At 34.9% G+C, this 14,767-nt stretch carries 28 protein-coding genes; all 28 read right to left on the bottom strand.

Going from position 1 to position 14,767, the window contains the following annotated elements:
- Positions 1 to 6: 6 nt before the first annotated feature.
- On the bottom strand, positions 7 to 612 hold the full coding sequence (rpsD, locus tag T1L09_RS01705) for a 30S ribosomal protein S4 (protein WP_322549211.1): 606 nt from the start codon (positions 610 to 612) through the stop codon (positions 7 to 9).
- Positions 613 to 694: 82 nt separating this feature from the next.
- The gene (gene rpsK / locus T1L09_RS01710; RefSeq protein ID WP_322549212.1) at positions 695 to 1,078 is read right to left on the bottom strand and encodes a 30S ribosomal protein S11; all 384 of its coding nucleotides are present in this window, start codon (positions 1,076 to 1,078) and stop codon (positions 695 to 697) included.
- A gap of 11 nt (positions 1,079 to 1,089) precedes the next feature.
- Positions 1,090 to 1,464, bottom strand: coding sequence for a 30S ribosomal protein S13 (gene rpsM / locus T1L09_RS01715; protein ID WP_322549213.1), 375 nt, complete (start codon positions 1,462 to 1,464; stop codon positions 1,090 to 1,092).
- 2 nt (positions 1,465 to 1,466) lie between these two features.
- Positions 1,467 to 1,583: a type B 50S ribosomal protein L36 gene (gene ykgO / locus T1L09_RS01720; protein ID WP_002987490.1), complete on the bottom strand. Its 117-nt coding sequence runs from the start codon at positions 1,581 to 1,583 to the stop codon at positions 1,467 to 1,469.
- Positions 1,584 to 1,593: 10 nt separating this feature from the next.
- A complete protein-coding gene (gene infA, locus T1L09_RS01725) occupies positions 1,594 to 1,809 on the bottom strand; it encodes a translation initiation factor IF-1 (RefSeq protein ID WP_008254466.1) in 216 nt (71 codons plus the stop codon).
- Positions 1,810 to 1,814: 5 nt separating this feature from the next.
- Positions 1,815 to 3,161: a preprotein translocase subunit SecY gene (gene secY / locus T1L09_RS01730; RefSeq protein ID WP_322549214.1), complete on the bottom strand. Its 1,347-nt coding sequence runs from the start codon at positions 3,159 to 3,161 to the stop codon at positions 1,815 to 1,817.
- Positions 3,162 to 3,173: 12 nt separating this feature from the next.
- Positions 3,174 to 3,626 (bottom strand): 50S ribosomal protein L15, encoded by a 453-nt coding sequence (gene rplO / locus T1L09_RS01735; protein WP_322549215.1) that lies wholly within the window; start codon positions 3,624 to 3,626, stop codon positions 3,174 to 3,176.
- 12 nt (positions 3,627 to 3,638) lie between these two features.
- On the bottom strand, positions 3,639 to 3,821 hold the full coding sequence (gene rpmD / locus T1L09_RS01740) for a 50S ribosomal protein L30 (protein ID WP_322549216.1): 183 nt from the start codon (positions 3,819 to 3,821) through the stop codon (positions 3,639 to 3,641).
- A 13-nt stretch (positions 3,822 to 3,834) separates the two neighbouring features.
- Positions 3,835 to 4,359 carry a 30S ribosomal protein S5 gene (gene rpsE / locus T1L09_RS01745; RefSeq protein WP_322549217.1) on the bottom strand — a complete coding sequence of 175 codons (525 nt, stop codon included), beginning with the start codon at positions 4,357 to 4,359 and terminating at the stop codon, positions 3,835 to 3,837.
- A 6-nt stretch (positions 4,360 to 4,365) separates the two neighbouring features.
- On the bottom strand, positions 4,366 to 4,716 hold the full coding sequence (gene rplR, locus T1L09_RS01750; RefSeq protein ID WP_322549218.1) for a 50S ribosomal protein L18: 351 nt from the start codon (positions 4,714 to 4,716) through the stop codon (positions 4,366 to 4,368).
- A gap of 11 nt (positions 4,717 to 4,727) precedes the next feature.
- Positions 4,728 to 5,270 carry a 50S ribosomal protein L6 gene (gene rplF / locus T1L09_RS01755; RefSeq protein ID WP_322549219.1) on the bottom strand — a complete coding sequence of 181 codons (543 nt, stop codon included), beginning with the start codon at positions 5,268 to 5,270 and terminating at the stop codon, positions 4,728 to 4,730.
- A 15-nt stretch (positions 5,271 to 5,285) separates the two neighbouring features.
- A complete protein-coding gene (gene rpsH / locus T1L09_RS01760; protein ID WP_322549220.1) occupies positions 5,286 to 5,684 on the bottom strand; it encodes a 30S ribosomal protein S8 in 399 nt (132 codons plus the stop codon).
- Positions 5,685 to 5,787: 103 nt separating this feature from the next.
- Positions 5,788 to 6,057, bottom strand: a complete 270-nt coding sequence (rpsN, locus tag T1L09_RS01765) for a 30S ribosomal protein S14 (protein WP_322549221.1) — start codon at positions 6,055 to 6,057, stop codon at positions 5,788 to 5,790.
- A gap of 3 nt (positions 6,058 to 6,060) precedes the next feature.
- Positions 6,061 to 6,612 (bottom strand): 50S ribosomal protein L5, encoded by a 552-nt coding sequence (gene rplE, locus T1L09_RS01770; RefSeq protein WP_322549222.1) that lies wholly within the window; start codon positions 6,610 to 6,612, stop codon positions 6,061 to 6,063.
- A 2-nt stretch (positions 6,613 to 6,614) separates the two neighbouring features.
- On the bottom strand, positions 6,615 to 6,929 hold the full coding sequence (gene rplX, locus T1L09_RS01775) for a 50S ribosomal protein L24 (protein ID WP_322549223.1): 315 nt from the start codon (positions 6,927 to 6,929) through the stop codon (positions 6,615 to 6,617).
- Positions 6,930 to 6,940: 11 nt separating this feature from the next.
- A complete protein-coding gene (gene rplN / locus T1L09_RS01780; RefSeq protein ID WP_322549224.1) occupies positions 6,941 to 7,309 on the bottom strand; it encodes a 50S ribosomal protein L14 in 369 nt (122 codons plus the stop codon).
- A gap of 2 nt (positions 7,310 to 7,311) precedes the next feature.
- The gene (gene rpsQ, locus T1L09_RS01785) at positions 7,312 to 7,569 is read right to left on the bottom strand and encodes a 30S ribosomal protein S17 (RefSeq protein ID WP_322549225.1); all 258 of its coding nucleotides are present in this window, start codon (positions 7,567 to 7,569) and stop codon (positions 7,312 to 7,314) included.
- A 17-nt stretch (positions 7,570 to 7,586) separates the two neighbouring features.
- Entirely contained in the window at positions 7,587 to 7,778 is a 192-nt protein-coding gene (gene rpmC, locus T1L09_RS01790) for a 50S ribosomal protein L29 (RefSeq protein ID WP_322549226.1), read from the bottom strand.
- Positions 7,779 to 7,790: 12 nt separating this feature from the next.
- Positions 7,791 to 8,210: a 50S ribosomal protein L16 gene (gene rplP / locus T1L09_RS01795; protein WP_008254483.1), complete on the bottom strand. Its 420-nt coding sequence runs from the start codon at positions 8,208 to 8,210 to the stop codon at positions 7,791 to 7,793.
- Between the two features lie 19 nt (positions 8,211 to 8,229).
- Positions 8,230 to 8,964, bottom strand: coding sequence for a 30S ribosomal protein S3 (gene rpsC / locus T1L09_RS01800; RefSeq protein WP_322549228.1), 735 nt, complete (start codon positions 8,962 to 8,964; stop codon positions 8,230 to 8,232).
- Positions 8,965 to 8,972: 8 nt separating this feature from the next.
- Complete coding sequence (gene rplV / locus T1L09_RS01805; protein ID WP_322549229.1) at positions 8,973 to 9,383, bottom strand: 50S ribosomal protein L22; 411 nt, start codon at positions 9,381 to 9,383, stop codon at positions 8,973 to 8,975.
- A 9-nt stretch (positions 9,384 to 9,392) separates the two neighbouring features.
- Positions 9,393 to 9,671, bottom strand: a complete 279-nt coding sequence (gene rpsS, locus T1L09_RS01810; protein WP_322549230.1) for a 30S ribosomal protein S19 — start codon at positions 9,669 to 9,671, stop codon at positions 9,393 to 9,395.
- Positions 9,672 to 9,681: 10 nt separating this feature from the next.
- Positions 9,682 to 10,506 (bottom strand): 50S ribosomal protein L2, encoded by an 825-nt coding sequence (gene rplB / locus T1L09_RS01815; protein ID WP_322549231.1) that lies wholly within the window; start codon positions 10,504 to 10,506, stop codon positions 9,682 to 9,684.
- A gap of 6 nt (positions 10,507 to 10,512) precedes the next feature.
- Positions 10,513 to 10,803 carry a 50S ribosomal protein L23 gene (gene rplW / locus T1L09_RS01820; protein ID WP_322549232.1) on the bottom strand — a complete coding sequence of 97 codons (291 nt, stop codon included), beginning with the start codon at positions 10,801 to 10,803 and terminating at the stop codon, positions 10,513 to 10,515.
- A 7-nt stretch (positions 10,804 to 10,810) separates the two neighbouring features.
- Entirely contained in the window at positions 10,811 to 11,440 is a 630-nt protein-coding gene (rplD, locus tag T1L09_RS01825; protein WP_322549233.1) for a 50S ribosomal protein L4, read from the bottom strand.
- Positions 11,440 to 12,057 (bottom strand): 50S ribosomal protein L3, encoded by a 618-nt coding sequence (rplC, locus tag T1L09_RS01830; RefSeq protein WP_322549234.1) that lies wholly within the window; start codon positions 12,055 to 12,057, stop codon positions 11,440 to 11,442. The genes rplD and rplC overlap by 1 nt, the downstream gene beginning before the upstream one ends.
- Positions 12,058 to 12,293: 236 nt before the next feature.
- Positions 12,294 to 12,599 (bottom strand): 30S ribosomal protein S10, encoded by a 306-nt coding sequence (rpsJ, locus tag T1L09_RS01835; protein WP_006259497.1) that lies wholly within the window; start codon positions 12,597 to 12,599, stop codon positions 12,294 to 12,296.
- A gap of 11 nt (positions 12,600 to 12,610) precedes the next feature.
- A complete protein-coding gene (gene fusA / locus T1L09_RS01840; protein ID WP_322549235.1) occupies positions 12,611 to 14,767 on the bottom strand; it encodes an elongation factor G in 2,157 nt (718 codons plus the stop codon).

A 14,767-nucleotide genomic window follows, 5' to 3' on the forward strand; every position in this document is an offset into this window, starting at 1 on the left:
CAATTATTATTTGTTATACAACTCAACGATTAGTTGTTCTTTAATATTTTCTGGAATTTGAAGTCTTTGAGGTACAGAAACGAAAGTACCTTCTTTAGTATCATTATTCCAAGTAATCCAATCATACACTTGAGAAGCATTTGATAAAGAACGATCGATAGCTTCAAGAGATTTCGATTTTTCACGAACAGCTACTTTATCACCAGGCTTTAAATGGTATGATGGTACATTTACCAACTCACCATTAACTGTGATGTGTCTATGAACTACGATTTGACGTGCAGCTCTACGAGAAGGAGCGATACCCATTCTGTATACTACGTTATCTAAACGTGCTTCACATAACTGAAGTAAAATTTCACCTGTTACTCCAGAAGCAGCAGATGCTTTTTTAAATAAGTTTCTGAATTGTTTTTCAAGAATTCCGTAAGTGTACTTCGCTTTTTGCTTTTCCATTAACTGAATTGCATATTCAGATTTTTTACCTCTTTTTTTAGCCAAACCATGTTGACCAGGAGGATAATTTCTTTTTTCGAATGATTTATCTTCACCGAATATTGCTTCGCCAAATTTACGAGCAATTTTTGTTTTTGGACCAGTATATCTTGCCATTTTAAAAAATTGAAAGGTAGGAATTATGAATTCAGGTCTTTATCCTTCGATAATTTTAAACCTACCTAATGTTATACTTAAATTATACTCTTCTTCTTTTCGGAGGACGACATCCGTTATGTGGCATTGGAGTTACATCAATAATTTCTGTAACTTCAACTCCAGAATTATGAAGTGATCTTATAGCAGATTCTCTTCCATTTCCTGGACCTTTCACATAAACTTTTACCTTTTTTAAACCAGCTTCAAGAGCTACTTTACTACAATCTTCTGCTGCCATTTGAGCTGCATAAGGAGTATTCTTTTTAGAACCTCTAAAGCCCATTTTACCAGCTGAAGACCAAGAAATAACTTCACCTTTCTTGTTGGTTAAAGAAATAATGATGTTGTTAAAAGTAGCATTAATATGAGCTTCTCCCGAAGATTCTACTATAACTTTACGTTTTTTTGCAGTTGCTTTCGCCATAATGTTACTTATTATTTAGTTGCTTTTTTCTTGTTAGCAACAGTTTTTCTCTTACCTTTTCTAGTTCTAGAGTTGTTTTTAGTTCTTTGACCTCTTAATGGAAGTCCAGATCTGTGACGAATACCTCTTTGACATCCGATGTCCATTAAACGTTTGATGTTTAATTGAACCTCTGAACGCAATTCTCCCTCAATTTTGAAATATGAAACAGCTTCACGGATTGCTCCGATTTCGTCGTCATTCCAATCTTGAACTTTTTTGTCTTCGCTCACTTGAGCTTTAGCTAATATATCTTTAGCTCTGCTTCTACCAATACCGAAGATATAGGTTAAAGCAATAATTCCTCTTTTTTGTTTAGGTATATCTACCCCTGCGATTCTTGCCATAATTATCCTTGTCTTTGTTTAAATCTAGGATTCTTTTTGTTAATAACGTATAATCTTCCTTTTCTACGTACAATAATGCACTCGGCACTTCTTTTTTTAACTGATGCTCTTACTTTCATTTTAATAGCTTTAGTATCTATAAGTAATTCTTGCTTTAGACAAATCATAAGGACTCATTTCAAGTTTGACCTTGTCACCTGGTAGTAATTTAATATAATGCATACGCATTTTACCAGATATATGAGCAATTACAATATGTCCGTTCTCTAATTCCACACGAAACATCGCATTTGACAATGCTTCTATGATTGTTCCGTCTTGTTCTATTGCTGATTGTTTTGCCATAAATATTAAGCTACTGCTTTTCTATTTTTACCACTCTTCATCAAGCCATCATAGTGTTTATTCAATAAATAAGAATTTATTTGTTGAATAGTATCTATTGCAACTCCAACCATAATCAATAAAGAAGTACCTCCATAAAAATAACCCCATGCTCCTTGCACACCAAGCACACTAACTGCTACAGCCGGGAACACAGCTATTAAAGCAAGAAATAACGAACCTGGGAAAGTTATTAATGACATTATTTTATCTAGGTAATCTCCTGTTTCAATTCCTGGCTTAATACCTGGAATAAAACCACCACTTCTTTTTAAATCATCGGCCATTTTGTTAGTTGGTACAGTAATTGCGGTGTAAAAGTACGTAAAAATTACGATTAACAAAGCAAATACTATATTATATACTAATCCGAATGGATCATTAAACATTGAAGCTAATGATATTGCGTTGTCAGATTTAGATAAACCTGATACCGCAGCTGGAATAAACATAATCGCTTGAGCAAAAATAATAGGCATTACACCCGAAGCATTTAACTTCAATGGAATAAACTGTCTGTTTGCTCCATTAATATCTTGTTCAAAATCTCCAGAAACTGTACGCCTAGCGTATTGCACTGGGATTTTCCTTACAGCCATTACTAATAAAATAGAAGCTATAATAACTAAAAACCAAATAATCAATTCAATTACTATCATCATAACACCTCCGCTTACTTGGGAAGTTCTTGCTGAAAATTCTTGAATAAATGCTTGAGGCATTCTAGCAATAATACCAACCATAATCAATAAAGAAATACCGTTACCGATACCTTTATCAGTAATTTTTTCTCCTAACCACATTGCAAAAATTGTTCCTGTAACTAAAATTAGCACAGAAGAGAACAAAAATGGGAATGAACCAGCTCCTAAATAAAAAGCATCACTTGGTAATGTTTTATAAAGATTATAAATATAACCCGGCCCTTGCACTAAAGTGATCAAAATAGTTAACCATCTTGTTATTTGGTTAATCTTTTTTCTACCACTTTCTCCATCATTTTGTAACTTTTGTAAATATGGCACTGCGATACCCATTAATTGCACCACAATAGAAGCTGAAATATACGGCATGATACCCAAAGCAAATACAGAAGCTTGCGAAAACGCACCTCCTGTAAATACATTGATTAACCATCCGATACCTTCATCAGTTTGACTTGTAAGATTTGCCAATTTTGAAGCATCTATACCTGGTAAGGTAACTTGAGCTCCAAAACGGTATACCAATAGCAACCCAAGAGTTAATAAAATACGATTTTTTAACTCTTCGATTTTCCAAATATTGATGAATGAATCTATAAATTTCTTCATTTTTTATAAAGATTATAAAGTTACAGCTTCTCCACCAGCAGCTTCAATAGCCGCTTTAGCAGTTGCAGTAAATTTGTGAGCACTTACTTTAAGTTTCGTTTTTAGCTCACCTCTTCCTAAAATCTTTACTAAGCTATTTTTTGTAGCTAAACGTGTATCTACAAACACAGTAAAATCTACTGTATCGGTAACCACTCCATTGTCTACTAATAATTGTAATGAGTCAAGATTGATACCTTGATATTCAACTCTATTAATATTCTTGAAACCAAACTTAGGAACACGTCTTTGAAGTGGCATTTGACCACCTTCAAAACCAATTTTCTTAGAATATCCAGAACGAGACTTAGCTCCTTTGTGTCCGCGAGCTGCGGTACCACCTTTACCAGAACCTTCTCCTCTACCTAATCTTTTATTTTGGTTGTGTACTGAACCTTCAGCTGGTTGTAAGTTACTTAAATTCATAACTGTATAGTGTTATTTAGTTTCTTCGACAGAAACTAAGTGTTTTACTTTATTTACCATTCCAAGGATAGCAGGACTTGCATCATGCTCAACAACTTGTCCCATTTTACGAAGACCTAAAGCTTCCAAAGTTCTCTTTTGATCAAGAGGACAATTGATTTTACTTCTTACTTGTTTTACTAATAATTTTGTCATGATTTCCTGTTAATTAACCTTTGAATACTTTTTCTAAAGATACTCCTCTTTGTTTCGCGATAGTTAGCGCACTTCTCATTTGTAACAAAGCATCAAAAGTTGCTTTAACTACATTATGAGGGTTAGAAGAACCTTGTGATTTTGACAATACATCATGAACTCCTACTGACTCTAGAACAGCACGAACTGAACCACCAGCAATAACTCCGGTACCATGAGAAGCAGGTATTAAAAATACTCTTGCTCCACTAAATTTACCTTTTTGTTCATGAGGTACTGAATGACCATTCAAAGGAATTCTAACTAAATTTTTCTTAGCATCTTCTACCGCTTTAGCAATAGCCTCAGAAACATCTTTAGATTTTCCTAATCCGTGTCCTACCACACCATTCTCATCACCAACTACTACGATAGCAGAAAAACCAAATGCTCTACCACCCTTAGTAACCTTAGTAACACGATTTACACTCACCAAACGATCCTTTAATTCTAGACCACCTGGCTTTACAATCTCTACGTTTTTATAATTATGATACATAATTTCTTAGAATTTAAGTCCAGCTTCTCTAGCACCTTCAGCTAATGATTTCACACGTCCGTGGTATAAATACCCTCCTCTATCAAAAGAGATAGTTGAAATACCCGCCTTAAGCGCCTTTTCAGCAACTAATTTACCAACTGCAGTTGCAGTTTCAATAGAAGTTCCTTTAACAACACCAGCATCTCTCGATGAAGCTGCCACTAATGTAGTTCCATTTACGTCATCTATGATTTGCGCATAGATTTCTTTATTACTTCTGAATACAGAAAGTCTTGGTTGAGCAGCAGTTCCGCTTACAATCTTTCTGATTCTGAACTTAATTCTTTGTCTTCTTTCAGATTTCGTTAATGACATAGTCTTAATTTTTAAGCTGATTTACCTGCTTTTCTTCTTAGTTCTTCTCCTACAAACTTAACTCCTTTTCCTTTATATGGTTCAGGTTTGCGGAAACCTCTGATCTTCGCAGCTACTTGACCTAATAATTGTTTGTCGAATGATGATAATTTTACTATCGGATTTTTACCTTTTTCTGAAATTGTTTCAACAACAACTTCGCTTACAACTTCTAAAACGATGTTGTGAGAGAATCCTAAAGCTAAATCAAGTTTTTGACCTTGATTAGAAGCTCTGTATCCAACTCCAACTAATTCTAATTGTTTTGTAAAGCCTTCAGAAACACCAATAATCATGTTATTGATTAATGAACGATAAAGTCCGTGTTTCGCTCTCTCATCTTTATGATCCGATGAACGCTCAACGATAACTTGGTTATCTTCGATTTTAACGGTTACATCAGAAAATTCTTGAGTAAGCTCGCCTAATTTTCCTTTTACTGTAACTACAGCGTCTTTAACTTCTACAGTTACTCCTGCTGGAATTGCAATTGGATTTTTACCTATTCTTGACATTGTCTCGTCTTTTTATTAATATACGTAACAAACAACTTCGCCACCAACATTTAATTGCTTAGCTTGTTTTCCTGTCATCAAACCTTTTGATGTAGAAACAATAGCAATACCTAAACCATTTAAGATTCTTGGCAAGTCTGATGAACCAGCATATTTACGTAAACCTGGTTTACTAATTCTTTGGATATCTTTGATAACAGACTCTTTAGTCTCTTTATCATATTTAAGTGCAATTTTGATTGTACCCTGAACAGAGTTGTCTTCGAATTTGTAACTTAAGATATATCCTTGATCGAATAAAATCTTTGTGATTTCTTTTTTCATGTTAGATGCAGGAATTTCAACCACTTTGTGGTTAGCTCTCACTGCGTTTCTAACTCTCGTAAGATAATCGGCAATTGGATCTGTATACATATGTATAAAATTGCGGCTATGGTTTTCATCTGGCACTCGCCAGATGAACCTATAACCAATTAAATTATTTTTTGGTTTGCAAAAGTAATAACTTTTTTCGAGATTACCAAGAAGCTTTTTTAACTCCTGGAATTAATCCTTGGTTTGCCATTTCACGGAACGTTACACGAGAAAGACCAAACTGACGCATATACCCTCTTGGTCTACCTGTTAATTTACAACGATTGTGTAAACGAACTGGCGATGCATTTTTAGGTAATTTTTGCAATGCTTCAAAATCTCCAGCAGCTTTTAGCGCTTTTCTTTTATCAGCATATTTTTCAACAACTGCTTGTCTCTTTACCTCACGGGCTTTCATTGATTCTTTAGCCATAACTTAGTTCTTTTTAAAAGGTAACCCTAATTCTGTTAATAAAGATTTCGCTTCTTTGTCTGTTTGAGCAGAAGTAACGAAAGTAATATCAAAACCAGAAATTTTATTTACTTTATCAATATCAATTTCAGGGAAAATGATTTGCTCTAAAATTCCTAAGTTATAATTTCCTCTTCCGTCGAATCCGTCAGCTTTAATTCCATTAAAATCTCTTACACTTGGCAGAGAAGATGTAATTAATCTGTCTAAAAACTCATACATTCTTTCTCCACGCAAAGTTACTTTTGCTCCAATCGGCATTCCTTTTCTCAATTTAAAAGACGCAACGTCTTTCTTAGAGATCGTAGAGATTGCTTTTTGGCCAGTAATTTTTGTCATTTCTTCTACAGCGTGATCTACTAATTTCTTATCAGATACAGCTGCACCAACTCCACGGCTTACAACAATTTTTTCAAGTTTAGGAACTTGCATTACATTTTTGTAACCGAATTCTTCTTTAAGAGCAGCAACTATTCTGCTCTTATATTCTTCTTTTAGTCTAGGTGTATAAGCCATCACTATATAACTTGATTAGATTTTTTTGAAAATCTCACTTTCGTATCTCCTTCTTGCTTAAAACCAACTTTCGTTGCTTCTTTTGACTTAGGGTCAATTAAAGACAAGTTAGAAATATGAATTGGAGCTTCTTTCTTAACGATTCCTCCTTGAGGGTTTTTTGCACTTGGTTTTGTATGTTTCGAAACCATGTTAAGACCTTCAACAATCGCTTTGTTTTTCTCACGAAGAACGCGTACAATTTTACCTTCTAAACCCTTATGGTCTCCAGCAATAACTCTTACTACGTCTCCTGATTTAATTTTTAGCTTTATCATTTGTATAAGAATTAAAGCACTTCTGGTGCTAATGATACAATTTTCATGAATTGTTTTTCACGAAGTTCTCTGGCAACTGGCCCAAAAACACGAGTTCCTCTCATTTCTCCTGCAGCGTTTAACAAAACGCAAGCGTTATCGTCAAAACGAATGTAAGATCCATCAGCTCTTCTCACTTCTTTTTTAGTACGTACAACAACTGCAGTAGACACAGCACCCTTTTTAACGCTTCCGTTAGGGGCAGTATCTTTAATTGAAACTACAATTTTGTCACCAACAGAGGCATAACGACGTTTCGTTCCTCCTAAAACACGGATAGTTAAAACTTCTTTAGCTCCCGTATTATCTGCTACTCTTAATCTTGATTCTTGTTGTACCATAATTACTTAGCTCTTTCAATAATTTCAACTAATCTCCAGCATTTTAGCTTAGATAAAGGTCTTGTTTCCATGATCTTTACTGTGTCGCCAATATTGCAATCGTTTGTTTCGTCGTGCGCAACATATTTCTTTGTTTTCAACACGAACTTACCGTATAATGGGTGTTTTACTTTTCTTGTTTCAGAAACAACAATAGATTTCTCCATTTTGTTGCTAGTAACAACCCCAACTCTCTCTTTTCTTAAATTTCTTTTTTCCATCTTTCAGCAGAATACAATTATTGTAACTCTCTTTTAGTTAACTCTGTGTGAAATCTCGCAACTGATCTTCTCAAACCTCTTAATTGAAGAGGATTTTGAATAGGCGAAATTGCATGAGCATTTTTTAGGTCGGTATACGTTTTCTTTAACTGACTAAGTTGAGTTTGTAACTCAGCTGCAGATAGATTTTTAATTTCTGATTGTTTCATAATAAATTTTGATTATGCTTCGAAATCTCTAGCAACGATAAACTTAGTTTTAACTGGAAGTTTTTGAGCTGCAAGACGTAAAGCCTCTTTTGCAACAGATAGAGGAACTCCTCCAACTTCAAACATAATTTTACCAGGTTTAACAACTGCAGCCCAATACTCAACTGCACCTTTACCTTTACCCATACGTACTTCTAATGGTTTCTTTGTAATAGGTTTGTCTGGAAATATTTTGATCCACAATTGACCCTCTCTTTTCATGAAACGTGTTGCTGCAATACGAGCTGCTTCAATTTGACGAGAAGTAATAAATGAAGAATCTAAAGATTTAATTCCAAACATTCCATTTGAAAGTTCGTGTCCTCTTTGAGAAACGCCCTTCATTCTACCCTTCTGTACCTTACGGTATTTTGTTCTTTTAGGCTGTAACATTTTTCTTTAGTTTAGATAATTACTTTCTTTTGCGTGCGTTTGGCTTATTTCCATCTCTTTTTGGAGCAGAAGATCCTGAAGGTTTAGACTTTTGTTTGTCCATTCCTACTAACGGGGAAAGATCTCTTTTTCCATAAACCTCACCTTTCATTATCCATACTTTGATACCCATTCTACCATAAGTAGTATGCGCCTCAGCTAATGCATAATCAATGTCAGCTCTGAAAGTTGACAAAGGAATTCTTCCTTCTTTAAAGTTTTCTGAACGTGCCATTTCAGCACCATTCAAACGACCTGAAATCTGAACTTTAATACCTTCAGCATTCATTCTCATTGCAGCAGCAATAGCCATTTTAATAGCTCTTCTGTACGAGATTCTGCTTTCAATTTGACGAGCAATAGACATACCTACTAAGTAAGCATCTAATTCAGGTCTTTTGATTTCGAAGATGTTAATTTGAACTTCTTTGTCTGTAATTTTCTTAAGTTCTTCTTTTAACTTGTCTACCTCTTGGCCACCTTTTCCGATAATAATACCAGGTCTAGCAGTAGTGATAGTAACGGTTACAAGTTTTAAAGTTCTCTCGATAATTATTTTTGATACACTAGCTTTTGATAAACGTGCATGGATATACTTTCTGATTTTATAGTCTTCAGCGATTTTGTCACCGTAGTCATTTCCACCATACCAGTTTGAGTCCCACCCTCTGATGATACCAAGTCTATTTCCTATTGGATTTGTCTTTTGTCCCATACTGTTTATTAATTACTTTCTGTGTTATTATTTGATCCTAACACGATTGTTACGTGATTAGAACGTTTTCTAATTCTGTGTGCACGACCTTGTGGCGCTGGGCGAAGTCTTTTCAACATCATTCCACCATCAACTGTAATCGTTTTTACAAATAAGCCTGCTTCTTCTAAATTAGCATCTTCGTTTTTCTGTTGATAATTATTTATCGCAGATAACAACAATTTCTCTAATTTTCTTGAAGCTTCTTTTTGACTAAATCTTAATATATTAAGAGCTAATTCAACTTTCTGACCTCTTACTAAATCTGCTACTAAACGCATTTTTCTAGGTGAAGTTGGACAGTTATTTAATTTAGCAAAAGCAACGTGTTTTTTTGCTTCCTTAGTCTGCTCTGCTCTTTCTCTTTTACGAACTCCCATAGCTTCCTATTATTTTTTACCTTTATTTTTAGCGCCAGCATGACCTCTAAAAGATCGTGTTGGTGAAAACTCTCCTAATTTGTGTCCTACCATATTTTCTGTAACGAAAACTGGTACAAACTGACGACCATTGTGAACTGCGATAGTCTGCCCAACAAAATCAGGAGTAATCATTGATGCTCTAGACCAAGTCTTAACAACACCTTTATTACCACCTGCGATATTTTCTTGAACTTTCTTCTCTAATTTATAGTGAACGAATGGTCCTTTTTTTAATGAACGTGCCATGTGTGTCTAATTATTTCTTTCTACGTTCTACAATATACTTATTACTCGGGTTAACTTTAGAACGAGTTCTATAACCTTTAGCAGGTAAACCTTTTCTTGAACGTGGATGACCTCCAGAAGAACGTCCTTCACCACCACCCATTGGGTGATCGACAGGGTTCATTGCTACCGGTCTAGTTCTCGGTCTTCTACCTAACCATCTTGATCTACCAGCTTTACCTGATACAATTAATTGGTGATCTGAGTTAGAAACCACTCCAATTGTAGCAGAACAAGTTAACAAGATCATTCTTGTTTCACCTGAAGGCATTTTAATTGTTGCATATTTCCCATCTCTCGCCATCAATTGAGCAAAAGTCCCTGCAGAACGAGCAATAACAGCCCCTTGACCTGGTCTTAATTCGATACACGAAATAACAGTTCCTAGAGGAATTTTACTTAAAGGCATTGCATTTCCAATTTCTGGAGACGCATCTTCACCTGAAACTACAGTTTGTCCAACTTGTAATCCATTTTGAGCAATAACGTAAGTTTTAGCTCCATCAGCATATGCTAATAATGAAATAAAAGCTGAACGATTTGGATCATACTCGATTGTTTTAACTGTCGCAGGAATTCCTACTTTAGTTCTTTTAAAATCGATAATACGATATCTTTTCTTGTGACCACCGCCTGTGTAACGCATGGTCATTTTTCCTTGACTATTTCTACCTCCAGAGTTTTTTATCGGTGCGATCAATGAACGCTCCGGCTTATCAGTTGTAATAGCGTCAAAACTATTCACAACTCTAAATCGCTGACCTGGGGTAATAGGTTTTAATTTTCTAACTGACATATTCTATTAGATATTAGTATAAAAATCTATTGTTTCTCCCTCTTTAACTTGAACAATTGCTTTTTTATATGCGTTTGTTTTCCCACTGATTAAACCACTTTTGGTATATTTAACACTTCTATCAGCTCTATAGTTTAAAGTATTAACAGCTACTACAGTCACACCAAACATTGCTTCAACAGCATTTTTGATTTGAATTTTGTTAGCAGTTTTTTGTACTATAAAACCAAAACGGTTAAAAATTTCACCATCTTTAGTTATTTTCTCAGTTATAATAGGCTTAATTATGATGCTCATAATCTTATTATTTACTTAAATTAACTTCAATTCCGTCAATTGCACCTTCTAAAAGCACTAATGTTTTAGCGTTTAAAATAGCGTAAGTACTTATTTCTGAAGTAGTTACAACGCTAGATCCTTTTAAATTGCGTGACGACAAATATACATTTTTATTTGCATCTCCCAACACAAACAAAGATTTTTTATTCTCTAACCCTAAAGACTTCAATACGTTAATGAAATTTTTAGTGCTTGGTGCATCAAATGTAAAATCTTCAACTACAACTAAATTTGACTCTTTTACTTTTAAAGAAAAAGCAGACTTACGTGCTAATCTTTTTAAGTTTTTGTTTAATTTAAATGAGTAGCTTCTTGGTCTTGGTCCAAAAACTGTACCTCCACCTTTGAACAAAGGGTTTTTTGCAGAACCTGCACGAGCAGTTCCTGTTCCTTTTTGTTTTTTAATTTTACGAGTACTTCCTGCAACTTCAGCTCTTTCTTTAGCTTTATGGTTTCCTTGTCTTTGATTAGCCAAATATTGCTTTACATCTAAATATACAGCATGTTTATTAGGCTCAATTGCGAAAACTGAGTCAGAAAGTTGAACTTTTCTTCCAGTTTCTTTTCCGTTTATATCTAAAACTTTTACTTCCATTACTTGTGAATGATTACATAAGAGCTTTTGTGTCCAGGAACTGCTCCTTTAACAACAAGTAAATTCTTTTCAGAAACCACTTTTAAAACTCTAAGGTTTTGTACTGTTACATTTTCTCCTCCCATTCTTCCCGCCATACGCATTCCTTTGAATACTCTAGATGGATAAGATGAAGCTCCTACAGAACCAGGCGCTCTTAAACGGTTGTGTTGACCGTGTGTTGCTTGACCAACACCACCAAAACCATGACGCTTAACAACTCCTTGAAATCCTTTTCCTTTAGAAACTCCTACAACATCAACAAATTCACCTTCAGTGAATAAGTCAACGGCGATAACATCACCTAATTTGTACTCCTCATCAAAACCTTTGAATTCAACGACTTTTTTCTTAGCTGACGTTCCTGCTTTTTTAAAGTGACCTAACTCCGCTTTAATTGCACGTTTTTCAGCTTTGTCATCGAAACCTAACTGAATAGCAGAATATCCATCTACTTCATTGGTTCTGACTTGGGTAACAACGCATGGACCACACTCAATAACAGTACAAGGAATGTTTTTCCCGTTCTCATCAAAGATGCTAGTCATGCCAATTTTTCTTCCGATTAACCCAGACATATTAAACTAATTATTAATTAAACTCTTTTTTTTAATACAAATAGCACTTGCACACTACTCATTTTGAGGGTGCAAATATATAAAATATTTTTTAATTATCGCATAAATAAATAGTTAAGATGCTTTTAGTTATAAAAAACTAAAAACACTAGCTATAAATTAGATGAAAAAAAACCGTAGTGTCATTAACACTAACGGTTTTTTAAAATTTTATTGCGATTTTTCAATCGAAAAAACTAAACTTTAATTTCTACTTCAACTCCACTAGGTAGCTCTAATTTCATTAAAGCGTCGATAGTTTTTGAAGAAGAACTATAAATATCTAATAGCCTCTTGTATGAACTTAACTCGAACTGCTCTCTTGCTTTTTTATTAACGTGAGGAGAACGTAACACAGTAAATATTTTCTTATGTGTAGGTAACGGAATTGGACCCGTAACTACTGCACCTGTGCTTTTTACAGTTTTTACGATCTTTTCAGCAGACTTGTCTACCAACATGTGGTCGTAAGATTTTAATTTTATTCTGATTTTTTGACTCATTTTCTTTAAGATTAGGCGTTACCTTTTGCTTTTTTAATTACAGCTTCAGAAATATTAGAAGGTGTTTCTGCATAATGTGAAAACTCCATTGTTGAAGTAGCTCTACCTGATGACAATGTTCTTAATGTTGTTACATATCCAAACATTTCAGATAAAGGCACGTCAGCTTTAATTGTTTTAGCACCATTTCTGTCACCCATATCATTCACTTGACCTCTACGACGGTTGATATCACCAACGATATCTCCCATGTTTTCTTCAGGTGTAATCACTTCCATTTTCATTATTGGCTCAAGAACTATAGCTCCAGCTGCTTTAGCCACCTCTCTATAACCCATTCTTGCTGCTAATTCAAAAGAAAGCGCATCAGAATCGACAGGGTGAAAAGATCCGTCTGTTAAAGTTACTTTCAAACTATCCACTTGGTATCCAGCTAATGGACCAGTTTTCATAGCTTCTCTGAAACCTTTCTCTACAGAAGGAATATATTCTTTAGGAACGTTACCACCTTTAACAGCATTGATAAATTGTAACCCTTTAGGGATTTTTCCATCAACTTCATCAGCTGGCTCTAATGTAAATACGATATCACCGAATTTACCACGTCCACCCGATTGTTTCTTGTAAGTCTCTCTATGTGTAGCTGATTTTGTGAAAGCTTCTTTGTATTCAACTTGAGGCTCCCCTTGGTTCACTTCAACTTTAAATTCACGTTTCATTCTATCAACAAGAATATCTAAGTGTAACTCACCCATTCCTGATATAATAGTTTGACCTGAAGCTTCGTCAGTTCTAACTGTAAATGTAGGATCTTCTTCAGCTAATTTAGCTAAAGCCATACCCATTTTATCCACATCTGCTTTCGTTTTTGGCTCAATAGCGATACCAATTACTGGCGCAGGGAATTTCATAGACTCCAAAATAATTGGGTGTTTTTCATCACACAATGTATCTCCAGTTTTGATATCCTTGAAACCTACAGCTGCTCCAATATCACCTGCCTCGATATACTCGATTGGGTTTTGTTTGTTAGCATGCATTTGGTAGATACGAGAGATTCTCTCTTTGCTACCAGAACGCGTATTCAAAACATAAGAACCTGCATCTAAACGACCAGAATATGCACGGAAGAAGGCTAAACGACCTACGAATGGGTCAGTAGCAATTTTAAATGCTAAAGCAGCAAAAGGCTCTTTAACATCTGGCTTACGTAAAATTTTCTTTTGATCCTCTTCTAATAATTCAGCATCATCAGGATGAATTCCTTCAATACCTTCTTTATCCATTGGAGATGGTAAGTATTTACATACCGCATCTAACATAAATTGAACCCCTTTATTTTTAAAAGAAGAACCAGAAGTCATTGGTATGATTGCCATATCAATAGTTGCAGCTCTTAAAGCTTTGTTGATTTCTTCTTCAGTGATAGAGTTTTCATCTTCCATGAATTTCTCTAACAAGTTGTCATCATAATCTGCAACTGCTTCAATAAGTATTGATCTGTATTCTTTTACCTCATCCAACATGTCAGCTGGAATATCGATAATATCATAAGTAGCCCCTTGATTTTCATTATGCCACACAATAGCTTGATTTTTAACTAAATCCACAACACCTCTATAATCACCTTCTTCACCAATTGGTAGAGTGATTGCAACTGCATTTGATTTTAGCATATCTCTCACTTGCTGACAAACTTTTAAAAAGTTAGATCCTTGACGGTCCATCTTGTTAACAAATCCCATACGTGGTACTTTATACTGATCAGCAAGCCTCCAGTTAGTCTCAGACTGAGGCTCAACACCATCAACCGCACTAAATAAGAAAACTAAACCGTCAAGCACACGTAATGAACGATTTACTTCAACAGTAAAATCAACGTGTCCTGGCGTATCAATAATATTAAAGTGGTAAGGAATAGATTCCGGAAGCACTTTACCTTGTTTAGTAGGAAAATTCCATTCACAAGTCGTAGCAGCAGAAGTAATTGTAATACCTCTTTCTTGCTCTTGTGCCATCCAGTCCATTGTTGCAGCACCATCATGTACTTCACCAAGTTTGTGTGATTTTCCCGTGTAGAACAGAATACGCTCTGTCGTTGTTGTTTTACCAGCATCAATATGAGCAGCAATTCCGATATTTCTTGTATATTTTAAATCTCTAGCCAT

Source organism: Flavobacterium psychraquaticum, assembly GCF_034497725.1.
GTDB classification, from domain to species: domain Bacteria; phylum Bacteroidota; class Bacteroidia; order Flavobacteriales; family Flavobacteriaceae; genus Flavobacterium; species Flavobacterium psychraquaticum.